Consider the following 17,614-nt stretch of genomic DNA (forward strand, 5'->3'; position numbering starts at 1 on the left):
ACCCAGCGGGAGCAAGCTCCCTCGCCACAAAAGCCTTCGCTGAAGTGAACGTTATAGCTCGCTGACCTGCACCCAACGCTGCTCCCTAGCCGCCACACGAATCGCCGCCGCCAGCCGCTCCACTGCCCAGGCCTCGTCGAAGTCGGTCCCGCTGCCGCCTTCGCCGGCGAGGGCCATGATCAGTTCCCGCACCTCCAGTGTCTTCAATTCGTTGTACCCCAACTGGTGCCCGGCGGCTGGGCTGAACGCCGCATAGCCCGGCAGGTCCGGGCCGGCAAGCAAACGTTGGAAACCGGCCTGGCCGACACGGCACAGGCGCAGCTCATTGAGTCGCTCCTGATCGAATGCCAGCGTGCCCAGGGTGCCGCTGATTTCGAAGCTCAGGTGATTCTTGTAGCCGTGCTTGAGCCAACTGCTGGTCACCGTGCCCCGGGCGCCATTGGCGAAACGCAGCAGGGCGTGGACTTGATCATCCACCGCGATGGTCCGTTGTTCGCTACTGCCCGCGCTGGCTGGGCGTTGGCTGTGCACGGTCTGGCTGTCGGCGCACACCGCCTCGATGTCGCCCAACAGATGCCGGGCCATGGACAACAAGTGGCTGCCCAGGTCGGCCAGTGCGCCGCCGGCGTGGGCCGCTTCGCAACGCCATGACCACGGCGACGTCGGGTCGGCCATGAAATCTTCGCTGAATTCACCTTGGAAGCTGATGATCTGCCCCAGATCCCCGCGCTGGATCAATTCCCTTGCCAATTGAATGATCGGATTGTGCTGGTAGTTGTAGCCGACCCGCGTCACCACGCCGGCCGCCTTGGCAGCCCGTTGCATCTGCTCGGCCTGCTCCAGGGAAACTGCCAAGGGTTTTTCGCAATAGACCGGCTTGCCCGCCGCCAGCGCCGCCATGGCCATCGGAAAATGCAGGTGGTTGGGGGTGGTGATGGCGATCAGGTTGACCTTCGGGTCGTCAATCAACTGTTGCCAGTCGCTGTGGGCCGTCTCGAACCCCCAGCTCTGGGCGCACTGCCGGGCACGCTGCGGATCGGCGTCGGCCAGGGCTGCCAGTTTCAGGTTCAGGGGAAGATCGAATACCGCCTTGGCATTGTGGAACGCCAAGGCATGGGCACGGCCCATGAAGCCAGTGCCAATCAAACCGATGCCGAGTTCGCGCATGAAAAGGAGCCCTTTGAATTTTTATTTTCAGAAGGACTCTTTATGGAATAAATATTCCCTAATTGCAAATATTGGAATAAATATTCACCTGTGTCGTCACTACATATCCCTTGTGGGAGCGGGCTTGCCCGCTCCCACAAGGGATTTCACAGGTCTGTCATGGCGCGGGCTGTCAGGACAAGAACCCCCCATCCACATTCAACGCCACACCCGTGGTATAGCTCGACGCATCGCTGGCCAGGTACAGCACCGCGCCGGCCATTTCACTCGGGTCGGCCACGCGCTTGAGCGGGATCTGTGCCAGGGCGGTTTTCAGGATGGCGTCGTTCTTGACCAGTGCCGAAGCGAACTTGGTATCGGTCAGGCCCGGCAACAAGGCGTTGCAACGGATGCCGAACTGCGCGCATTCCTTGGCGAACACCTTGGTCATGTTGATCACCGCAGCCTTGGTCACCGAATAGATGCCCTGGAAGATTCCCGGTGAGATGCCGTTGATCGACGCCACGTTGATGATGCTGCCGCCGCCGTTCTCGCGCATCAGCTTGCCGGCTTCCACCGACATGAAAAAGTAGCCGCGGATGTTCACGTCCACGGTTTTCTGGAACGCGCCCAGGTCGGTGTCCAGTACGTTGCAGAATTGCGGGTTGGTGGCGGCGTTGTTCACCAGGATGTCCAGGCGCCCGAACTGCTCGCGGATGCCGGCGAACACCTGGCTGATCTGCTCCATTTCACCGATGTGGCAGGCGATTGCGGTGGCCTTGCCGCCTGCGGCGATGATGGCATCGGCCACGTGCTGGCAACCGTCGAGCTTGCGGCTCGAGACGATCACATGGGCGCCTTGCTGGGCCAGCAATTTGGCGATGGCCTCGCCGATGCCGCGGCTGGCACCGGAAACGAAAGCGATCTTGCCGTCGAGGTCGAACAACTGGGTCTTGGACATGCTGTTTCCTTGTTATAGGTGCGCTCAGAGCGTGGATTTGTTGATGACCTGCAGGCTCATCTGCTCCAGCAATTTGTTCATCTGAACGAACTGCGCGAAGCGTTTGTCCTGGGTCTGGCCGTGGAAGAAGCGGTAGTAGATCTGCTGGACGATGCCGGCGAGGCGGAACAGGCCATAGGTGTAGTAGAAGTCGAAGTTGTCGATGCGGATCCCGGCGCGCTCGGCGTAGTAGTCGACGAATTCGCGGCGCGTCAGCATGCCGGGAGCATGGCTGGGCTGGCGGCGCATCAGTTGCACGGGAGCCGGGTCGTTGGCTTCGATCCAGTAGGCGAGGCTGTTGCCCAGATCCATCAATGGATCGCCGATCGTGGTCAGCTCCCAATCCAGCACACCGATGATCTGCATCGGGTTCTCCGGGTCAAGGATGACGTTGTCGAAGCGATAATCGTTGTGGACGATGCTCGAGGTCGGATGGTCGGCGGGCATCTTGTCGTTGAGCCAGGCCCTGACCGTCTCCCATTGCGGCGCATCGGGCGTCAGGGCTTTTTCGTAGCGCTCGCTCCAGCCACGGATCTGCCGGGCCACGTAGCCTTCGGGCTTGCCCAGGTCGGCCAGGCCACAGGCCTTGTAATCGACGCGATGCAGTTCGACGAGCCGGTCGATGAAGCTCTTGCACAGCGCTTCGGTGCGGGCGGCGTCGAAGCCCAGTTCCGGTGGCAGGTCGGAGCGCAGGATGATGCCCTTGACCCGTTCCATCACATAGAACTCGGCGCCCATCACTGATTCGTCGGTGCAATGCACATAGGCTTTCGGGCAGTACGGAAAACCGTCGCGCAATTGGTTGAGGATGCGGAATTCGCGGCCCATGTCATGGGCGGATTTGGCCTTGTGGCCGAACGGCGGGCGGCGCAGGACAAATTCCTGTCCGGGGTATTCCAGCAGGTAAGTCAGGTTCGACGCGCCCCCGGGGAACTGGCTGATCCGTGGCATGCCGGTCAGGCCTGGAATGTGGGCCTTGAGGTACGGGTCGATCAGGTTGGCATCGAGTTCTTCACCGTCGCGCACGCGGGTGGACTGATCAGTAAACGCCATGCTTATCCCTTCTGCTTATTTTGGAGGCCATCGATCATTGGCTAATCTAATGGCGGGTGGCAGGCGTCACAAGCACGCCGGGGTCTTATAGGTTAGCGTGTTGCTGGATAATCAGCGGGCTTGATGCATTGCGGCGTGCGCGTCGGGCGTGGGCGAGCTAAGGTTTTGGAGGTCTGTCGCTTTCCAGGGAGCCACCGCGATGGGATGCCCGCAAGTCTGTAGCTCCGCAACGTTGCAATGCAGCTTCGGCGCGGCCCCGGCGGTGCTCAATGTGCTACCGGTCAATCGCCTGCTGACCGGTGGGATGCCGGCGGCAAATATCATGGATCACATCCCACTGGTGAACATCACCACGTTCGGCATGTGTCAGAGCCTGGCCAACCCAACCGTGGCCGCAGCAACGGCGGCGGCCTTGGGCGTATTGACCCCCATGCCCTGCATTCCGGCCACCGCCACCCCATGGTTCCCCGGCGGCGCACCAACCCTGTTGCTGGGCAACATGCCGGCCATCGACGCCAACAGCACCCTGATGTGCACCTGGGCCGGGGTGATCAAAATCGTCGTGCCGGGGCAGGTGCAGATGTTGATTCCTTGATCGGCAATCTTGCAGCATTGCACAGCCCCTTGTGGGAGCGAGCTTGCTCGCGATAGCGGTGGGTCAGTTGGTGGTGATGTTGGATGTGCCGGCACCTTCGCGAGCAAGCTCGCCACACTGGTTCCGGGGGTGAGGCAAGACAATCGTTATGCCTGCGCCGGATCATTCCAGCGTCTGAACCACCAGCGCAGCCTGGAGATCGGTTTGCCCTCGGCGTCCAGCGGCCGGCCGTCTTCGGCGTAGGCGTGGGCCGGCTCCAGCAGTTGACCGTTGAGGTAGCGGGCCTCGACGGCGGGGTTGCCGTTGGGGTGCATGCGCCGGTAACGGCCATCACGCACGCCGTGGCGATAAAACTCCGCTTCGGCCAGTTTCCCGTCGGGGAAGAAATTGTTCGCCTCACCGTGCAGCAATCCGCGCTGATAGGCCGCCTGGCGCTGCAATCCGCCTTCGGCGGCGTAGAAGCTCGCCACGCCCTGCAACTTGCCCTGCACGAACGGCAACAGCGCCGAGACCCTTCCGTTCGGGTGATACAACGTGCTGGTGCCTTGCAGTTCACCTTGGCTGTAAGTGAGCTTCGCCTGCGGGCGCTGGGCTTCTTCGATCAGCAACGGGCCGTCCAGATGGCCGTCGACCAGTTGCCCGCTCAGTTGGCTGTCGCCGCGTTCCAGATCGAGTTTTTTCGAGCCCATCGGCGCGCTCCTGTCAGTTGACCTTCACCAGGCCACCCTTGATCGTCAGCATGCCGCCGCCGTCCACGGTTTGCTCGGCGGCGGCCTTGTTCACCAGGCTGATACCGGCGTCGTTGGTCAGGGTGGTGCCGGCCTTGTTTTCCAGCGATGTACCGGCCTGGTTGCTCAGGGCGGTGCCGGCTTTCTGGCTGATGGAGGTGCTGGCCTGGGCCGCGAGGTCGGCACCGCTCTTGATCGCGAAACTGCCGCCGCTTTGCAGGGTCAGGGTGCCACTGACCTTGATGGTCAGGTTGCCATCCACCGTCAGCTCGTAGTTGCCGGTGACCTTGTGTGTGTAATTGCCGCCGGTGCTGTGGTTCTGGTCCGAACCCACGGTGACGGTGCGGGTGTCTTTCACATCGAGGCTGTCGCTGCCGGTCTGGATCGTCACGCTGCGCTTGCCTTTCTCCAGGGTGATGGTCTCGTCGCCGTCCTTGACCGTGCGGGTGCGGGCGTTCTGCACCGTGAGGGTTTCATCGTGGCCGACCGTGGCAGTGGTGTCGTTGAGCACGTTGATGTTGAAGTCTTTCTGGGCCTGGAGGAACACCTCTTCAGCGTCCTTCTTGTCCTCGAAGCGCAACTCGTTGAAACCGCCGCCGCCCTTGGAGGAGTAGGTCTTGATCCCGGACTGGGTCTGGTTCGCCGGCAGGGCGTAGGGTAGGGCGTTGTCGCCGTTGTAGACGCAACCGGTCACCAACGGCCGGTCCGGATCGCCGTCGATGAAGGTCACTATCACTTCCTGGCCGATGCGCGGCACGAACTGCATGCCAAAGCCCTTGCCGCTCCAGGGCAAGACCACGCGCACCCAGCAGGACGAAGTTTCATCGTTCTTGCCGGTGCGGTCCCAGGGAAACTGCAGCTTGATCCGCCCATATTCATCGGTCCAGATTTCTTCACCGGCCTTGCCCACCACCAGCGCCGTCTGGGTGTGCATGCGCGGTTTTGGCGTGATACGCGCCGGGCGATAAGCGGTGGCCTTGGGAATCGCCTCGAAGCGGTTGCGATAACTTTCGTGACTGGCTTCGTGACGGACCGAGGTCACGACCCAATCGATGTTCAATGTCGTGTCTTCATGACCGGCGAGGGTGAACCAATAACCCGGCACCAGCCAGCGGCAGTCGCTTTCGCCGACAAAACGCTTCTCCTCGCTGCGCAGGCCGTCCACCCGCTGCTTGGTCAACGCATCGCCCTGGGCCTTGGCGGTATAGCCGCCCGGATGTTCGTACATCGAATTCGGGCCCGCCACGGCTTCGGCCTGGCTGAAGAGCGAGGTTGTCGGGGTCGTGAATTCATAATCGGTCGCCTGGTAAACCCCGGCCACTGCTTGCAGGCACACTTGCCCAGTGCGAATGCCGTGCAGTTCGCGTTCGCCCATTTTCTGCCCGAGATAATTCACGGTCGGCCCGTTGGGAATCGGTGCGAAGGCATCGTTGCTGTCGGCCAGCACCAGCGTGTGCTTGCCTTCGTCATGGGTGAAGAACCAGAAGATTCCGTCCTCTTCCAGCAGGCGCGAGACGAAGGCCAGGTCGGTTTCGCCGTATTGCACGCAATACTCCCGTGGCGTGTAGCTGCCGCTGAGCTTGAGTTGGAAATCGGTGAAACCGTGGGCCTTGAAAATCGTCGTGACGATGTCCGATGTGGCGAGGTTCTGGAACACCCGGTTGTTGCTGGCAAGGCTCAACCACCAGAGCCAGGGCCGGAGCAAAAGTTGGTAGCGCTCGGCGGTGGCATCGGCCGGAAGTTGGCGGATCTCGGCCACCAGCCAGTCCAGCGGGCGCAGCAGGGCATCCTTGTGCAGCGTGGTGGTGACGTGGCTGGCTACGGCAGTGGTGAGGGTCAGTGAAGTGCCGTCGTTGATGCCATTGAGGGTGTGCGAGCCCAAGGCATTGAGGCTTTCTTCGCCCGACAGTGATTCAGGGTACAACGCCGACAGCGCAGTGGCGGTGAGGGAGAGGGTGGCATTGCTGTCGATACTTCTAGCCATTGTGCGTCTCTGTCACTGCTTGTTAAGCAGGTTTCCTATCCCCATGACCATTCTTTGATCAAAGTTCGGTTGGGCCCGCTTCTCCTGATTATGATTCGTGCAAGTAATCCAAAGATTATTCAGGTCGTTATAGATAAGCTGGAGTTGGGCCAAGTCGTTCCAATCTATGGCGGTGGCTCCCCATGCGGCAAAGCCGTTTGAGATGAGCGCAGCAACATCAGCATCGTAACTATTGGTATTCATAAGGCGTGAAAACGGAGTCCTATGATCGACCTGCGTGTGCTCTTTGACATGCAGCGATCCATTGTTTGTCAGTATTCGAGCATCCATTGCGCAGTAAGGGCAGCGGTAATAATTGAGTACTCGACCGCTGAGGCTTCTTTGCGGAACCGAGGGCGCGTTCTGATAGACCCAGTTGATGGTTTCCACCTCAAGGTAAGGAGTCTCCGGAGCTCCGTATAGCATCATGTTCTTGGCCAATCTCATGTTTCACCTCATGTCATTGGTAGGGTTATTCCAACACCCACTCCGCCAATTTCCCCGTCACCTGCGTCATCAAAACATTCTCGACATCCCGTGCTCCAGCCGCGCTGCACTTGGCGAGTACGGCCTTGACGATCCCGGCATCGAACTCGAACTGCTTGCCCGTCGCGGCCTTGTAGCGCCCACGCAATTTTTCCAGCTTCGCCAGCACAATCCCTTCCAGCGTCGCCTCATCCAGCGGCCGATACGCCACCACCGTCATGCGTGCCAAAAACGCCGGGCGGAACGCTTGCAACAGCACCTTGTGCAAGGCTTCGTTGAAGGCATCGGTGCCCAGTTGCGCAGCCGGCGTATCCAGCAACAGTTCGGCGCCGACGTTGCTGGTGGCGAGCATCACGGTGTTCTTGAAGTCCACCACCAGGCCGGTGCCGTCTTCCATCAAGCCTTTATCGAAGACGTTGTAGAACGCCTCGAGCACATCCGGGTGGGCCTTTTCGATTTCATCGAGCAGCACCACCGAATAAGGCTTGCGCCGCACCGCTTCGGTGAGCACGCCGCCGCTGCCATAACCTACGTAGCCGGGCGGGGCGCCCTTGAGTTGGCTGACGGTGTGGGCTTCCTGATACTCGGAAAGGTTGATGCTGATGAGGTTGCGTTCGCCACCGTACAAGGCATCGGCCAGGGCGTAGGCGGTTTCGGTCTTGCCGACCCCGGTGGGGCCCACCAGCAGGAACACGCCGACTGGTTTCTGCGGATCGGTGAGACCGGCGCGGTAGGCTTGCAGGCGTTGGGCAATGGTATTGAGTGCGGTGCCCTGGCCCATGACCCGCTGGCCCATGCGCTGGCCGAGGGTGCGCACGGCGTGGGCTTCGTCGGCGAGCATTTTGCCGACCGGGATGCCGGTCCATCCGGCGATCACGGCGGCGACGGTCTTGCTGTCCACCTGTTCCGGCACCAGTGGATCGTCCTGGCGAATGGCATCGAGGCCGGCCTCCAGGCGCAGCAGTTCGGCGGCCAGGTGGTCGATGCGGTTATCGAGGTCGGTGTCGGGTTTTTCGCTATCGGCGCGTTCGCTCAGGGCCAGCAGCTCGCGCCGGGTGTCGAGCAGTTCGCGCACTGCTTCGCGTTCTTCGCCCCAGCGGGTTTCCAGTTCGCGGATAGCTTGCACATTGCTGGTCGATTCGTCCTCCAGCAGGGTGATGCGCTCGCGGTGATCCAGCCCGGTGGCCTGTTCCCGGCGCAGGCGTTCGACTTCGTCCTTGAGGCTGTTCTGGCGGTGACGCAGGCTTTCCAGGGGCGGCGGTACGTCGTGCTGGCCAAGGGCGACCCGGGCGCAGGCGGTGTCGAGGACGCTGATGGCTTTGTCCGGCAATTGTCGACCGGAAATGTAGCGGTGGGACAGCTTCACCGCTTCGTGGATGGCCGCGTCCAGCACCTGCACGCCATGGTGCAGTTCCAGTTTGCTCGCCACGCCACGGAGCATTTCCACGGCGGTGATTTCGTCCGGCTCTTCGACTTGCACCAGCTGGAAGCGTCGGGCCAGGGCCGGGTCTTTCTCGAAATATTTTTTGTATTCCAGCCAGGTGGTGGCCGCCAGGGTGCGCAGCTCGCCCCGGGCCAGGGCCGGCTTGAGCAGGTTGGCTGCGTCGCTGCCGCCCTCGGCGCCGCCGGCACCGATCAGCGTGTGGGCTTCGTCAATGAACAGGATGATCGGTTTTTCGGCGCTGCGCACCGCGTCGATCACGCCTTTGAGGCGCTGCTCGAACTCGCCCTTGACCCCCGCGCCGGCCTGCAACAAACCGAGGTCGAGTACCCGCAGGGTGACCTCCTGCAACGAAGGCGGCACATCTCCCGCAGCGATACGCAGGGCCAGGCCTTCGACTACGGCGGTCTTGCCCACGCCTGGCGCGCCCACCAGGATCGGGTTGTTCTGCCGGCGCCTGAGCAGGATATCGATGCACTGGCGGATCTCGCCGTCGCGCCCGACGATGGGGTCGATGCGTCCGGCCCGAGCGTCGGCGGTGAGGTCCTGGGTGTACTGGTCGAGTACCGGGTCCTGTTTCTGAGGGGCGTCACCGGGTTTCGCCGGGCATTTGCCACCGACATGTTCGCGTGAGCTTTCGGTCCACTCCAGAAGATTGGCGCGCAGGGCGTCCCGGGGGATGCGCAACAATGACGAGGCGCTGTTGAGCAGCAAGCTGCGGCGTTCATCGCGGTCCAGCAGCGCGAGCAGCAGCAAGCCGGAACGGATGCTGTCCAGGCCCAGCACACTGGCCTGGACCACGGCGTCTTCCAGCAGGCCGATGGTCTGCGCCGACAGGGCGGGGGTGCGGGTGCTGCCGGATTTGAACAGGTCCAGGGCCTTGTTGGTTTCAGCCGTCACCGCGTCACGTTCGAGGCCGAAGCGCGGCAGCAGGCAAGCGAAGTCGCCGCCTTCGATGTCCATCAGTTCCAGCAGCAAGTGTTCGATTTCCACGTAGTGATGGCTGCGCTGCATGCAGCGTTGTGCGGCCCGTTCGAGGGCGCGGCGGTTGTCCGGGTTGAGGCGACCGATCAGGCTGGCCAGTTCCATGTCAGGTGATCTCCGGCTGACGCAGGCGGGTGACGATCTGTTGCACGGCCAGGTTCGGCTGACGTTGAAGGCCGCCGTTCCAGTTCAACCGGGGCGGTGCCTGGCGGCCCAGTTGCAGTGGGCCGGCCCCGCGGATCAACAGCACCAGGGTGCAGTCCAGGTCGGGACCGAAGTACAAGGCGAACAGGCTGGCGAGCAACGGGTGGGTTTCGCCATTGGGCAGCAGTCCGCTGGCCTGGCCGGCGTTCAGCGGGCCGAGGGTCAGGCGCACACCGGCATGTTCGTCCCAGACTCGGGTGCCGGCCACGGCGCTGCGCCCCAGACGCAGGTTGCGCCCGCCCGGTTGCAGGCGACTGCGGCTGGCGGGCGGGATGTCGCGCCAACTTCCCTCATAGCCGTTGAGCGCCACCGGCAGCCCGAATTGTTCGCGGACTATCGCTGCGAACCCGGCCAGGGAGCGGCGCCCGTCGGCGTACAGCGCGGTGCAGGCCAGCACGGCGGAGTCGGGTGCGGCCTGGCGTTCCTGCAAGGCCTTGGGCAGCAGGCCGGTCAGGGCGCGCAGTTGCGCCTGTACAGCCGAAGACCCTGGCGCGGTGAAGCCCAGGGCGATGCGATGTTTGCGCATCACTTTGTAAAGCAGGCTCAACAAGCGATGTTGGAACAGGTCGAGAAATTCCGCCGGCGCGTGATCCCGCGCTCGCGCCCGTTGTTGCAGCCATTCCTGATAAGCGTAGGGCAGCGGTCCGTCGGGACCGCCGAGACCGAAAATCGGCGTGGTCAGGATCGGTGGCGAGCCGGGTTCCTGGGTCAGGCGTTCGATTTCACTGGCGGCGAACAACGGGGTCAACGGTCCGCGCAGACGCAAGGCTTCGGCGTGCGGCGCGGTGCCGCTGCCCAGGGGTTCGGCCTGGGGATGTTCGCGCTCCAACAGCAGCAATGCCTGGAGCCATTCGAAGCGTTGCGGGTCGCGCCGCAGTCGTTGGCTCAGGTTCAGAGCGTCAGGGGTTTGCCGGCTTGGGGTTGCCATGTCTTCACCTCCTTGTCGGACTGGACCAGCACGGTGCGCACGAAGCGATTGGCGGTGGCATAGAGGGAAAAGAACTGCGCCAGCACCCCGGAGAACAGCACGGCGCTGCTGCCGACGAAGTGTTGCGGGTCCAGTTGCAGGCGTACTTCCAAGCCATTGCGCCAACCGCGCCAGGCATCCTCGCCGACGTGGGCGATGACCCGATCGCAGCCCAGCCCGAGCACCCCTTCGATCTGGCGCCGGGCACTGGCCTCGTCGCGCAGGTTGTGCAGTTCGAGGATTTCCCGCAGCGCGTCCAGTGCCTGGGGACCTTCGACCAGCGACAAGTGGTTGAGGGTCAACTGCGACACCAGGCGCCAGCGCGACTCCCCGTCCAGCCGTGGCAGGCTCTGGGGGCTGGGAGGGTTGCGCAAACGGGCCCAGGCCACCGGCCCCGGACGCTCGAAGCCCAACGGTGTGCCGGCCGGCAGGCTTTGGGCAAGGTGGCGATTGGTGCACAACAGTTCCGCGGTCAGGCTGTAGTCACGGGTCTGGGCGAGCGGGTCGAACTGGGTGTCCACCAGGCTGACCATCAGATCGGTGCCCAGTCGGTTGGGGCTCATGCCGCTGACCCGACGCGCGTGCCAGTAACAGGTCTGGTCGCTGCCGTGCTGGCTGCCGTAATAGGCCGGCACTTTGCGCACGCCCTGGCTGGACGTCGCACGCATGCCTCGAATGCTATGGATCTCGACGCTGTTTTCGCGGTGACTGTCGGCCACCAACCGGTATTCGCTACGGGTGCCGTCCGGGCGCAGGGGCTCGGACGTCCGGGGAAAAAGGTTGATCACCGGCGTGCAGCCCAGGGCGATGTCGCTGGCTTGCAGCGGCAAGCGATTGGCGGGCGCCCGGTCGAAAACGATGTACAGGTACAGCGCCGGGTTGTCGCTGGCGGCTCCGGCCAATGGCAGGTCGAAAAAGCCGAACTTGTCGGGAAAGGCAAAGTACTCCGCGAGCAAGCGCATGCCGGGATGCACGCCGTCTTCGTCCGGCAACAAGACTTCGTCACTGCCGAAGCCGACGATTTGCGGCAAGCCCACCAGTGGTTCCGGCACGCTGCCCGGTGGGCCGGCCAGGACTTTGATGGCATGGGCGCCCAGCAAATCGTAGAGCCAGGCGTTGATCATCGGCGAGGCCGCAAGGTGCACTCGCAGGCGGTCGATGCCCAGGGTCGACCATTGGCTTTCCCCCAGGCAGCGCAGGTTCAGGCGCAAGGCCGAGCGCGCCTGCACCACGCCGGTCAGCGCCTGGGCCTCGTCACTGCCCAGCAGCAACGCTTCGCTGACTTCAATCGGCCACAGGTGCACGGCGGCCGTGGTGCGGAAATGAATGCTCTGGCCCGTGTCGGTGGTGACGAACAACGGTGTGTCCCGAGGCAGCGGGTAGCCCTCGTTGAGGTTGCCTTTGCTCGGGTCGGGTTCGAACTGCACGATTGCGCACGATGGCAGCGGGCGCATGGCCAATGGGTAAAGCTGTTCGAGCAGGGCGTCGCTGAACTCGGCGTAATCGTCGTCGAGCCTGCGTTGCAGGCGCGCGGCCAACAGCGCGAAGCCTTCCAGCAGGCGCTCGACGTGCGGGTCGGGGCATTCGCCGGGGGATAGCTCCAGGCGCCGGGCGACCTTGGGGTAACGTTCGGCGAACAGGCTACCGGCGTGCCGCAGCCAAGTCAGTTCACGCTGGTAATAATCGAGCAGTTGCGGGTCAATCGAGTCGCTCATGTCGTACCTCAAGGCCGTCGCCGGCGTGCTCGATGACAAATGCCACAGGCCATGAGTGCAGGTCGCCGCGCAGCTCGCCCGACAGCCGTATGCACAATTGCTGCGGATGACCCGGCACCGGCGTGACCTGCACCTCGCCGAGTTGCAGGCGCGGTTCGAAATGGGTGACGGCCTGGCGGATTTCCCGAGTCAGTTGGCGACGATCATCGCTGCGCTGCTGTTGCAGCGCGGTCCAGTCGGCGATGCCGTAATCCAGGATGCTCGGCGGCTCGGTCAGCGCCCGTGGGCCGCGTCGGGTATTGAACAGGCGTTGCAGTTCGGCATGGACCGAGTCCTGCAACGCCTGTCGATCGAACGTCCGGCCTGTATCGTCCGCCGGGCTGGCCAGGCGTTCGAACAGGGGCGGGCGAAGCCCGAAACCGGCCATGGGCGCGCGCCGTCACTTGGTCATTTTGTTGGCCGCCAAGTCCCAGGTCGTGCCCGCCGTGCCTTCCTTGGTGCCGTCGTCTTTCTGGGCGGTGAGCTCCCATTTGATCTTGGTGAAGTTCAGCGACAGGGTTTCCACCGGCTTGCCGCCAGTACCGCCGCTGACGCTGACGTTGGACAGCACGACGTTGGTCAGGGTGTAGATGATGAACGGCATGAGTTTGCCACTGCCCTCGGCGGCGTTGCGGCCGATGGTGACGACGGCCTGCGGGATCGGCTTGCCGGCGCAGCAATACTCATTGAGCGAAGGGGTGGAGCTGTCGATGAATTTTGTCAGGGTGAACTCACCGATGTGGGGCCGGCCGGAGGTGCGCTCCGAGTTGCTGACGTCGTTGGTGACTTGCATCGCCACGTTGTGGCTGTAGGACATGACCTCGATCTTGTCCGTGAACCCCTCCAGCAGGCTGTCGCCCTTGATGTCGCCGCCGAGGTCGAGAATGATTGCATCCATTGTGTGGAACTCCTGAAGTCGAGTGGGGTGTTACCCGATACCGATCCGTTAAAGACGAACGCTGAACCTGTGGCGAGGGAGCTTGCTCCCGCTGGACTGCGCAGCAGTCCCAAAAAGCAGGGCCGCTTCGCGCCCCAGCGGGAGCAAGCTCCCTCGCCACATAGCCACATAGCCACATAGCCACAAAGCCAACAGCGGTCAGGCAGCAACCGGTGGCGGCAGGGTCGCCACCAGGCGGATCGAGGCGGTCAGTTCTTCAAGTTGGAAGTGTGGCCGCAGGAATACCGTCGCCTTGTAGGCCCCCGGCTTGCCGGCCACCTCGGTCACGTCGACCCGGGCTTCGCGCAACGGGTATTGCGCCTTGATCTCTTGGGGGGCGTTGTCGTTGATCAGCACGTAATCGGCGATCCAGTTGTTGAGGTAGGTCTGCACGTTGTCGCGGGTCATGAAGCTGCCGACCTTGTCGCGCATGATCACCTTCAAGTAATGGGCAAAGCGCGAGGCCGCGAGCACATAGGGCAACATCGCCGAGATCCGCGCATTGGCGTTGGCCTCGTTGGTGTTGTAGACCTTGGCCCTGTTGGTGGTCTGGCCGCCGAAGAACACCGCCACGTCGCTGTTTTTCTTGTGGCACAGGGCGATGAAACCCAGGTCGTTGAGTTCTTTCTCGCGGCGGTCGGTGATCGCCACTTCGGTCGGGCATTTGAGCGACAGGTCCCCGGAGCTGGTGCGGAAGGTATGGGCCGGCAGGCCCTCCACCGCGCCCCCGCCCTCGGCCCCGCGAATCGCCGCGCACCAGCCATATTTGGCGAAGGCTTCGGTGATGCGTTGCGACAGCGCCCACGCCGCGTTGCCCCATAGGTATTTGCTGTGGTCGGTGCCGTTGACGTCTTCGATGTAGTTGATGCCTTCCACCGGCAGCGTGTCCGGGCCGTAGGGCAGGCGCAGCAGGAAGTGCGGCAGCACCAGGGACACGTAGCGCGAGTCTTCGCTTTCACGGAAGGAACGCCACTTGATCAGTTCCTGGCTCTCGAAAATTTTCGACAGGTCCCGCGGCACCGCCAGTTCCGTGAAGCTGGTCATGTCGAACAGCCGTGGGCTGGCAGCGGCAATGAATGGCGCGTGCGCGGCGGCGGCGACGTTGGAAAGTTTTTCCAGCAGGCCGATGTCCTGCGGATGGCGGCCAAAGGTGTAGTCGCCCACCAGCAGGCTGAACGGGTGCCCGCCGAAGGTGCCGTATTCCTCTTCATAGATTTTCTTGAACAGCGCACTCTGGTCGAATTCGACGGCTTTCTCCAAGTCGTTCTGCAGCTCTTTCTGGGTGACGTTGAGCAGGCGCAACTTGAGTCGGGTGCTGGTCTCGGTGTTCTGCACCAGCAGGTGCAGGCCGCGCCAGGAGGCTTCGAGTTTTTGCAGGTCGGGGTGGTGCAACACTTCGTTGAGCTGGGCGCTGATCAGTTGGTCGATCTGGCTGATGCGGTCGTTGATCATCGCCACCGTATCCTTGTCGATGGCCATGCCTTCGTCGAGGACTTGGGTGGCAAATTCGGCCAGCATGTCGCGGGCGTAATCCTGCTGGCTGTCGTCGTGGGCCATGCGGCCTTCGGCGATGATCTTGTCCAGCAGGGACAGGGTCTGGGTCGTGCTCTCGCTGGTTTGAGCGCTGGATGAAGCAGGCATGGCTTTATCTCCCTTCAATGCTGAGCACGATCAGGCCTGTGGTTCGGCCGGGGCTGGGTCGTCGTTGGCGGCCACGGTCGGCAGCTCGGGCGCTACGTCCTGGGGCCGGGCCGACTTGATCTCTTGCAGGCCTTCGGTGTTGGCGATCACGTCGCGCAGCAGCTTGTCCAGGTCGTCGTTGCCGTCGAGTTTGGTCAGCAGGTCCCGCAGGCGCTGGCGGGCTTCGAACAAGCGGCGCAACGGCGTGACCTGTTCCACGACCTTGACCGGGTCGAAGTCATCGATGTGGCGGAAGTTGAGTTCGATGTTCAGCTTGCTGTCATCGCCGCTGAGGGTGTTGTTCACCTGCAGCGTGGCGCGTGGGGAGATGGAGGCGAGCACTTCGTTGAAGTTATCGCGGTCGATTTCCGTGAAGCGCCGCTCATTGAGCTTGGGCAGCGGCTCCAGTGGCTTGCCGGAGAGGTCGGCCAGAATGCCGACCACCAGTGGCAATTCTTTTTTCTCGATGGCGTTGCCGATTTCCACGTCGTAAGTGATCTGGACGCGGGGAGGGCGGACTCTGTCGAGCTTGTGCTGGGTACTTTCTGCCATGGCGGCCGACTCCGATGCATGTATGGAAGCAATGCATCGGGAGTCCCGCTCATCGCATTCCCTTGCTGATCCGCAGGTTGCAAATGGACGGCAGAAAACCTGTCATTCCCTTGACGAACCTGGTCCATTCGACCGTGTGGGTCGAACTACCCAAGACGCTAGAACAGGTCTATAAAAATGCAAGCGAAAACAATTTATGACCGCTGAGAAAAGGAAAATTCATTTTGCGTGTCTTTTTTTGCGGATTATTTCTGAGCCTGGCGCTCAGCGGTTGCTCGCTCTTTGCGCCCAGCGTCGATCTGGACAGCCTGACCCTGGACGTGGCGCCCCGCGCCAACGACGACACACCGATCGCCGTGGATTTTATCGCGGTGAACGACCCGGACCTGCTCAAACAACTGTCGGGCATCACCGCCAGCCAATGGTTCGCCGAGCGCGAACAGTTCCAGCGCGACTATCGTCAACTCATGTCCGTATGGGGATTGGAACTGGTCCCGGGGCAGTTCATCGACCGCCAACCCTTCCCGCTGGAGGGCAAGCGCGCCGCTGGACTTTTGGTCTTCGCCAGCTATAACACTCCCGGAGCCCACCGGCTTCGGTTGGACGATCAGCGCGAGGCCTGGCTGAAGTTCGACAGTCGCGAGATGACCCTCGTCGATGCCAGCCAGCCTTGAATGACCGCGGGCCGCCAAGCGCGGCGACATTGGGATGTCGAAGGGAGTCGTATGAGTCTGTTACCTGACGCGGTGTGCTGGCATGAGGGCATGCAATTGCTGCCCCAGCATTTTCAATTGCAAGGGCTGCGCGCGGAGGCCCTGGCGGCGCATTTTGCCGGTGCCTGCAATCCTTGGTTCTGGGGTGTCAGTCAACTGGAGGTCGACCCTTCGGCCCTGAGCGCCGGCCAGGTGCGGCTGTTGCAACTGCAGGGCACCTTGCCGGACGGACTGCCGGTCAATCTGCAAGCCGGCGTCGGACCGATCCTGGAGCTGGACGTCACCGAGGCGATCGACAAGACCGACGACGCCACCGTGACCGTGTACCTGGCCGTCAGCCCGCTCTGGCGCGCCGGGCAATTGCTGCCCCTCAAGGGACGCTTGCAATCGGTGGTCGGCGACGCGTTGCCGGACCTCACCAGCGGCGAATTCCCCGAGTCGATCACCGTCTGGCGGCCCAACCCCAGGCTGTGCACGCACCTGAGCAAAGCCGATTCGATCTGCCTGCCGCTGCTGCGCATCCGCAAAGAGGGTGGCGGATTCTGGCGTGTGCCGTACACGCCGCCGACGCCGGTGTTGTTGCCGGACTCAGGACTGGGGCGACGTGTCGCCGGGTTGTGCGCACGGGCCCGGGAAAAATGCCTGTTCCTCGCCGGTCGGTTGCGTCAGGCCCAGGCGGCCGGTAACCAGGACGATGCCATGGAGATCCGTCGGCAGTTGACCGCCTTGTGGGCGCGGCTGCCGGAGGTCGAGGGGGCGCTGAACACCCGGGTGGCGACGCCCCAGTCGCTCTATGGCTTGCTGCTGGGCCTGGCCGGGACGTGGTCGGCCCTCGATCCGCTGGCGGGCGTGCCGGCATTCGCGCCCCTGGATTTTCTCGAGTTGCAGCGTGGCTACGAGCCGCTGCTCGACTGGCTGGAGACCACCCTGGAACTGGTTCGCGCCGGTTATCGCAGCCTGGCCTTCGAGCGCGACGAGCAGGTTTTTTCGATCCAACTGCCCGACGACCAGCCCAACCAGCGCCTGGTGATCGGCCTGCGCATGCCCAACGGCGCCAGCGAGCAGTCGGCCGCAGAGTGGTTGCGCGGGGCGATCATCGCCTCCGCGAAGCACATCCCCTTGCTGAGTCGACAACGCATGAGCGGCCTGCCCCACGAGGCCATGAGCCGCAACGAACAGGTGGCCTACAGTGTGGGTGACGACACCCGTTTGTTCGTCGTAGCCGCCAGTGGGCAATGGTTCGATGGGCAATTGCCGTTGCACATCGTGGCCCCGGCGTCGGCCCAGGCCAGTAGCCCGTGGCAGGTGGTGTTGTTCGTGGCGCAAACCGGTGAAAGTGCCTGATCGCAGA

At 63.0% G+C, this 17,614-nt stretch carries 16 protein-coding genes; 3 read left to right on the top strand and 13 right to left on the bottom strand.

The features are described 5' to 3' along the window. Positions 1-51: 51 nt before the first annotated feature. The 3 genes from PFLQ2_RS17095 to PFLQ2_RS17085 all read right to left on the bottom strand — a co-directional run bounded on the left by PFLQ2_RS17095 (position 52) and on the right by PFLQ2_RS17085 (position 3,199). Entirely contained in the window at positions 52-1,167 is a 1,116-nt protein-coding gene (locus tag PFLQ2_RS17095) for a Gfo/Idh/MocA family protein (RefSeq protein ID WP_003180549.1), read from the bottom strand. A 172-nt stretch (positions 1,168-1,339) separates the two neighbouring features. Further along, the gene (locus PFLQ2_RS17090) at positions 1,340-2,107 is read right to left on the bottom strand and encodes an SDR family oxidoreductase (RefSeq protein ID WP_003180553.1); all 768 of its coding nucleotides are present in this window, start codon (positions 2,105-2,107) and stop codon (positions 1,340-1,342) included. A gap of 24 nt (positions 2,108-2,131) precedes the next feature. Beyond that, on the bottom strand, positions 2,132-3,199 hold the full coding sequence (locus PFLQ2_RS17085; protein WP_003180555.1) for a phosphotransferase family protein: 1,068 nt from the start codon (positions 3,197-3,199) through the stop codon (positions 2,132-2,134). A 199-nt stretch (positions 3,200-3,398) separates the two neighbouring features. On the opposite strand from PFLQ2_RS17085, the gene PFLQ2_RS17080 reads away from it, so the two are divergent. After that, complete coding sequence (locus tag PFLQ2_RS17080) at positions 3,399-3,794, top strand: DUF4280 domain-containing protein (protein ID WP_003180557.1); 396 nt, start codon at positions 3,399-3,401, stop codon at positions 3,792-3,794. A 146-nt stretch (positions 3,795-3,940) separates the two neighbouring features. Here the strand turns inward: PFLQ2_RS17080 and PFLQ2_RS17075 are convergent, their stop codons facing one another. The 10 genes from PFLQ2_RS17075 to tssB all read right to left on the bottom strand — a co-directional run bounded on the left by PFLQ2_RS17075 (position 3,941) and on the right by tssB (position 15,550). Continuing rightward, positions 3,941-4,483, bottom strand: a complete 543-nt coding sequence (locus PFLQ2_RS17075) for a toxin-antitoxin system YwqK family antitoxin (RefSeq protein ID WP_003180558.1) — start codon at positions 4,481-4,483, stop codon at positions 3,941-3,943. Between the two features lie 13 nt (positions 4,484-4,496). Continuing rightward, positions 4,497-6,506 (bottom strand): type VI secretion system tip protein TssI/VgrG, encoded by a 2,010-nt coding sequence (gene tssI, locus PFLQ2_RS17070; RefSeq protein WP_003180561.1) that lies wholly within the window; start codon positions 6,504-6,506, stop codon positions 4,497-4,499. 12 nt (positions 6,507-6,518) lie between these two features. Beyond that, positions 6,519-6,992: a hypothetical protein gene (locus PFLQ2_RS27700; RefSeq protein ID WP_033045978.1), complete on the bottom strand. Its 474-nt coding sequence runs from the start codon at positions 6,990-6,992 to the stop codon at positions 6,519-6,521. A gap of 25 nt (positions 6,993-7,017) precedes the next feature. Then, positions 7,018-9,561, bottom strand: a complete 2,544-nt coding sequence (gene tssH, locus PFLQ2_RS17065; protein ID WP_003180563.1) for a type VI secretion system ATPase TssH — start codon at positions 9,559-9,561, stop codon at positions 7,018-7,020. Position 9,562: 1 nt separating this feature from the next. Then, complete coding sequence (tssG, locus tag PFLQ2_RS17060; protein ID WP_003180565.1) at positions 9,563-10,588, bottom strand: type VI secretion system baseplate subunit TssG; 1,026 nt, start codon at positions 10,586-10,588, stop codon at positions 9,563-9,565. Next, positions 10,552-12,342, bottom strand: a complete 1,791-nt coding sequence (gene tssF / locus PFLQ2_RS17055) for a type VI secretion system baseplate subunit TssF (RefSeq protein ID WP_003180567.1) — start codon at positions 12,340-12,342, stop codon at positions 10,552-10,554. The genes tssG and tssF overlap by 37 nt, the downstream gene beginning before the upstream one ends. Beyond that, positions 12,326-12,769, bottom strand: coding sequence for a type VI secretion system baseplate subunit TssE (tssE, locus tag PFLQ2_RS17050; protein ID WP_003180568.1), 444 nt, complete (start codon positions 12,767-12,769; stop codon positions 12,326-12,328). The genes tssF and tssE overlap by 17 nt, the downstream gene beginning before the upstream one ends. Positions 12,770-12,781: 12 nt before the next feature. Further along, on the bottom strand, positions 12,782-13,279 hold the full coding sequence (locus PFLQ2_RS17045) for an Hcp family type VI secretion system effector (protein ID WP_003180570.1): 498 nt from the start codon (positions 13,277-13,279) through the stop codon (positions 12,782-12,784). 198 nt (positions 13,280-13,477) lie between these two features. After that, the gene (gene tssC / locus PFLQ2_RS17040; RefSeq protein WP_003180572.1) at positions 13,478-14,959 is read right to left on the bottom strand and encodes a type VI secretion system contractile sheath large subunit; all 1,482 of its coding nucleotides are present in this window, start codon (positions 14,957-14,959) and stop codon (positions 13,478-13,480) included. Positions 14,960-14,989: 30 nt separating this feature from the next. Beyond that, on the bottom strand, positions 14,990-15,550 hold the full coding sequence (gene tssB / locus PFLQ2_RS17035; protein ID WP_003180574.1) for a type VI secretion system contractile sheath small subunit: 561 nt from the start codon (positions 15,548-15,550) through the stop codon (positions 14,990-14,992). A gap of 224 nt (positions 15,551-15,774) precedes the next feature. On the opposite strand from tssB, the gene PFLQ2_RS17030 reads away from it, so the two are divergent. Together PFLQ2_RS17030 and tssK are read left to right on the top strand one after the other, a co-directional pair. Beyond that, positions 15,775-16,224, top strand: coding sequence for a hypothetical protein (locus PFLQ2_RS17030; RefSeq protein ID WP_003180581.1), 450 nt, complete (start codon positions 15,775-15,777; stop codon positions 16,222-16,224). 51 nt (positions 16,225-16,275) lie between these two features. Further along, the gene (tssK, locus tag PFLQ2_RS17025; RefSeq protein WP_003180582.1) at positions 16,276-17,607 is read left to right on the top strand and encodes a type VI secretion system baseplate subunit TssK; all 1,332 of its coding nucleotides are present in this window, start codon (positions 16,276-16,278) and stop codon (positions 17,605-17,607) included. The last annotated feature ends 7 nt before the right edge of the window (positions 17,608-17,614 follow it).

Origin of the sequence: Pseudomonas fluorescens Q2-87 (assembly GCF_000281895.1) — a bacterium.
Taxonomy (GTDB): domain Bacteria; phylum Pseudomonadota; class Gammaproteobacteria; order Pseudomonadales; family Pseudomonadaceae; genus Aquipseudomonas; species Aquipseudomonas fluorescens_S.

Bases quoted from the DNA above. Each gene is read 5' to 3' on its own strand.
- PFLQ2_RS17045 (WP_003180570.1), bottom strand. From the start codon at position 13,279: ATGGATGCAATCATTCTCGACCTCGGCGGCGACATCAAGGGCGACAGC.
- tssB (WP_003180574.1), bottom strand. From the start codon at position 15,550: ATGGCAGAAAGTACCCAGCACAAGCTCGACAGAGTCCGCCCTCCCCGC.
- PFLQ2_RS17085 (WP_003180555.1), bottom strand. From the start codon at position 3,199: ATGGCGTTTACTGATCAGTCCACCCGCGTGCGCGACGGTGAAGAACTC.
- tssK (WP_003180582.1), top strand. From the start codon at position 16,276: ATGAGTCTGTTACCTGACGCGGTGTGCTGGCATGAGGGCATGCAATTG.
- PFLQ2_RS27700 (WP_033045978.1), bottom strand. From the start codon at position 6,992: ATGAGATTGGCCAAGAACATGATGCTATACGGAGCTCCGGAGACTCCT.
- tssG (WP_003180565.1), bottom strand. From the start codon at position 10,588: ATGGCAACCCCAAGCCGGCAAACCCCTGACGCTCTGAACCTGAGCCAA.
- tssI (WP_003180561.1), bottom strand. From the start codon at position 6,506: ATGGCTAGAAGTATCGACAGCAATGCCACCCTCTCCCTCACCGCCACT.
- PFLQ2_RS17080 (WP_003180557.1), top strand. From the start codon at position 3,399: ATGGGATGCCCGCAAGTCTGTAGCTCCGCAACGTTGCAATGCAGCTTC.
- tssH (WP_003180563.1), bottom strand. From the start codon at position 9,561: ATGGAACTGGCCAGCCTGATCGGTCGCCTCAACCCGGACAACCGCCGC.
- PFLQ2_RS17075 (WP_003180558.1), bottom strand. From the start codon at position 4,483: ATGGGCTCGAAAAAACTCGATCTGGAACGCGGCGACAGCCAACTGAGC.
- PFLQ2_RS17090 (WP_003180553.1), bottom strand. From the start codon at position 2,107: ATGTCCAAGACCCAGTTGTTCGACCTCGACGGCAAGATCGCTTTCGTT.
- tssF (WP_003180567.1), bottom strand. From the start codon at position 12,342: ATGAGCGACTCGATTGACCCGCAACTGCTCGATTATTACCAGCGTGAA.
- tssC (WP_003180572.1), bottom strand. From the start codon at position 14,959: ATGCCTGCTTCATCCAGCGCTCAAACCAGCGAGAGCACGACCCAGACC.
- PFLQ2_RS17095 (WP_003180549.1), bottom strand. From the start codon at position 1,167: ATGCGCGAACTCGGCATCGGTTTGATTGGCACTGGCTTCATGGGCCGT.
- tssE (WP_003180568.1), bottom strand. From the start codon at position 12,769: ATGGCCGGTTTCGGGCTTCGCCCGCCCCTGTTCGAACGCCTGGCCAGC.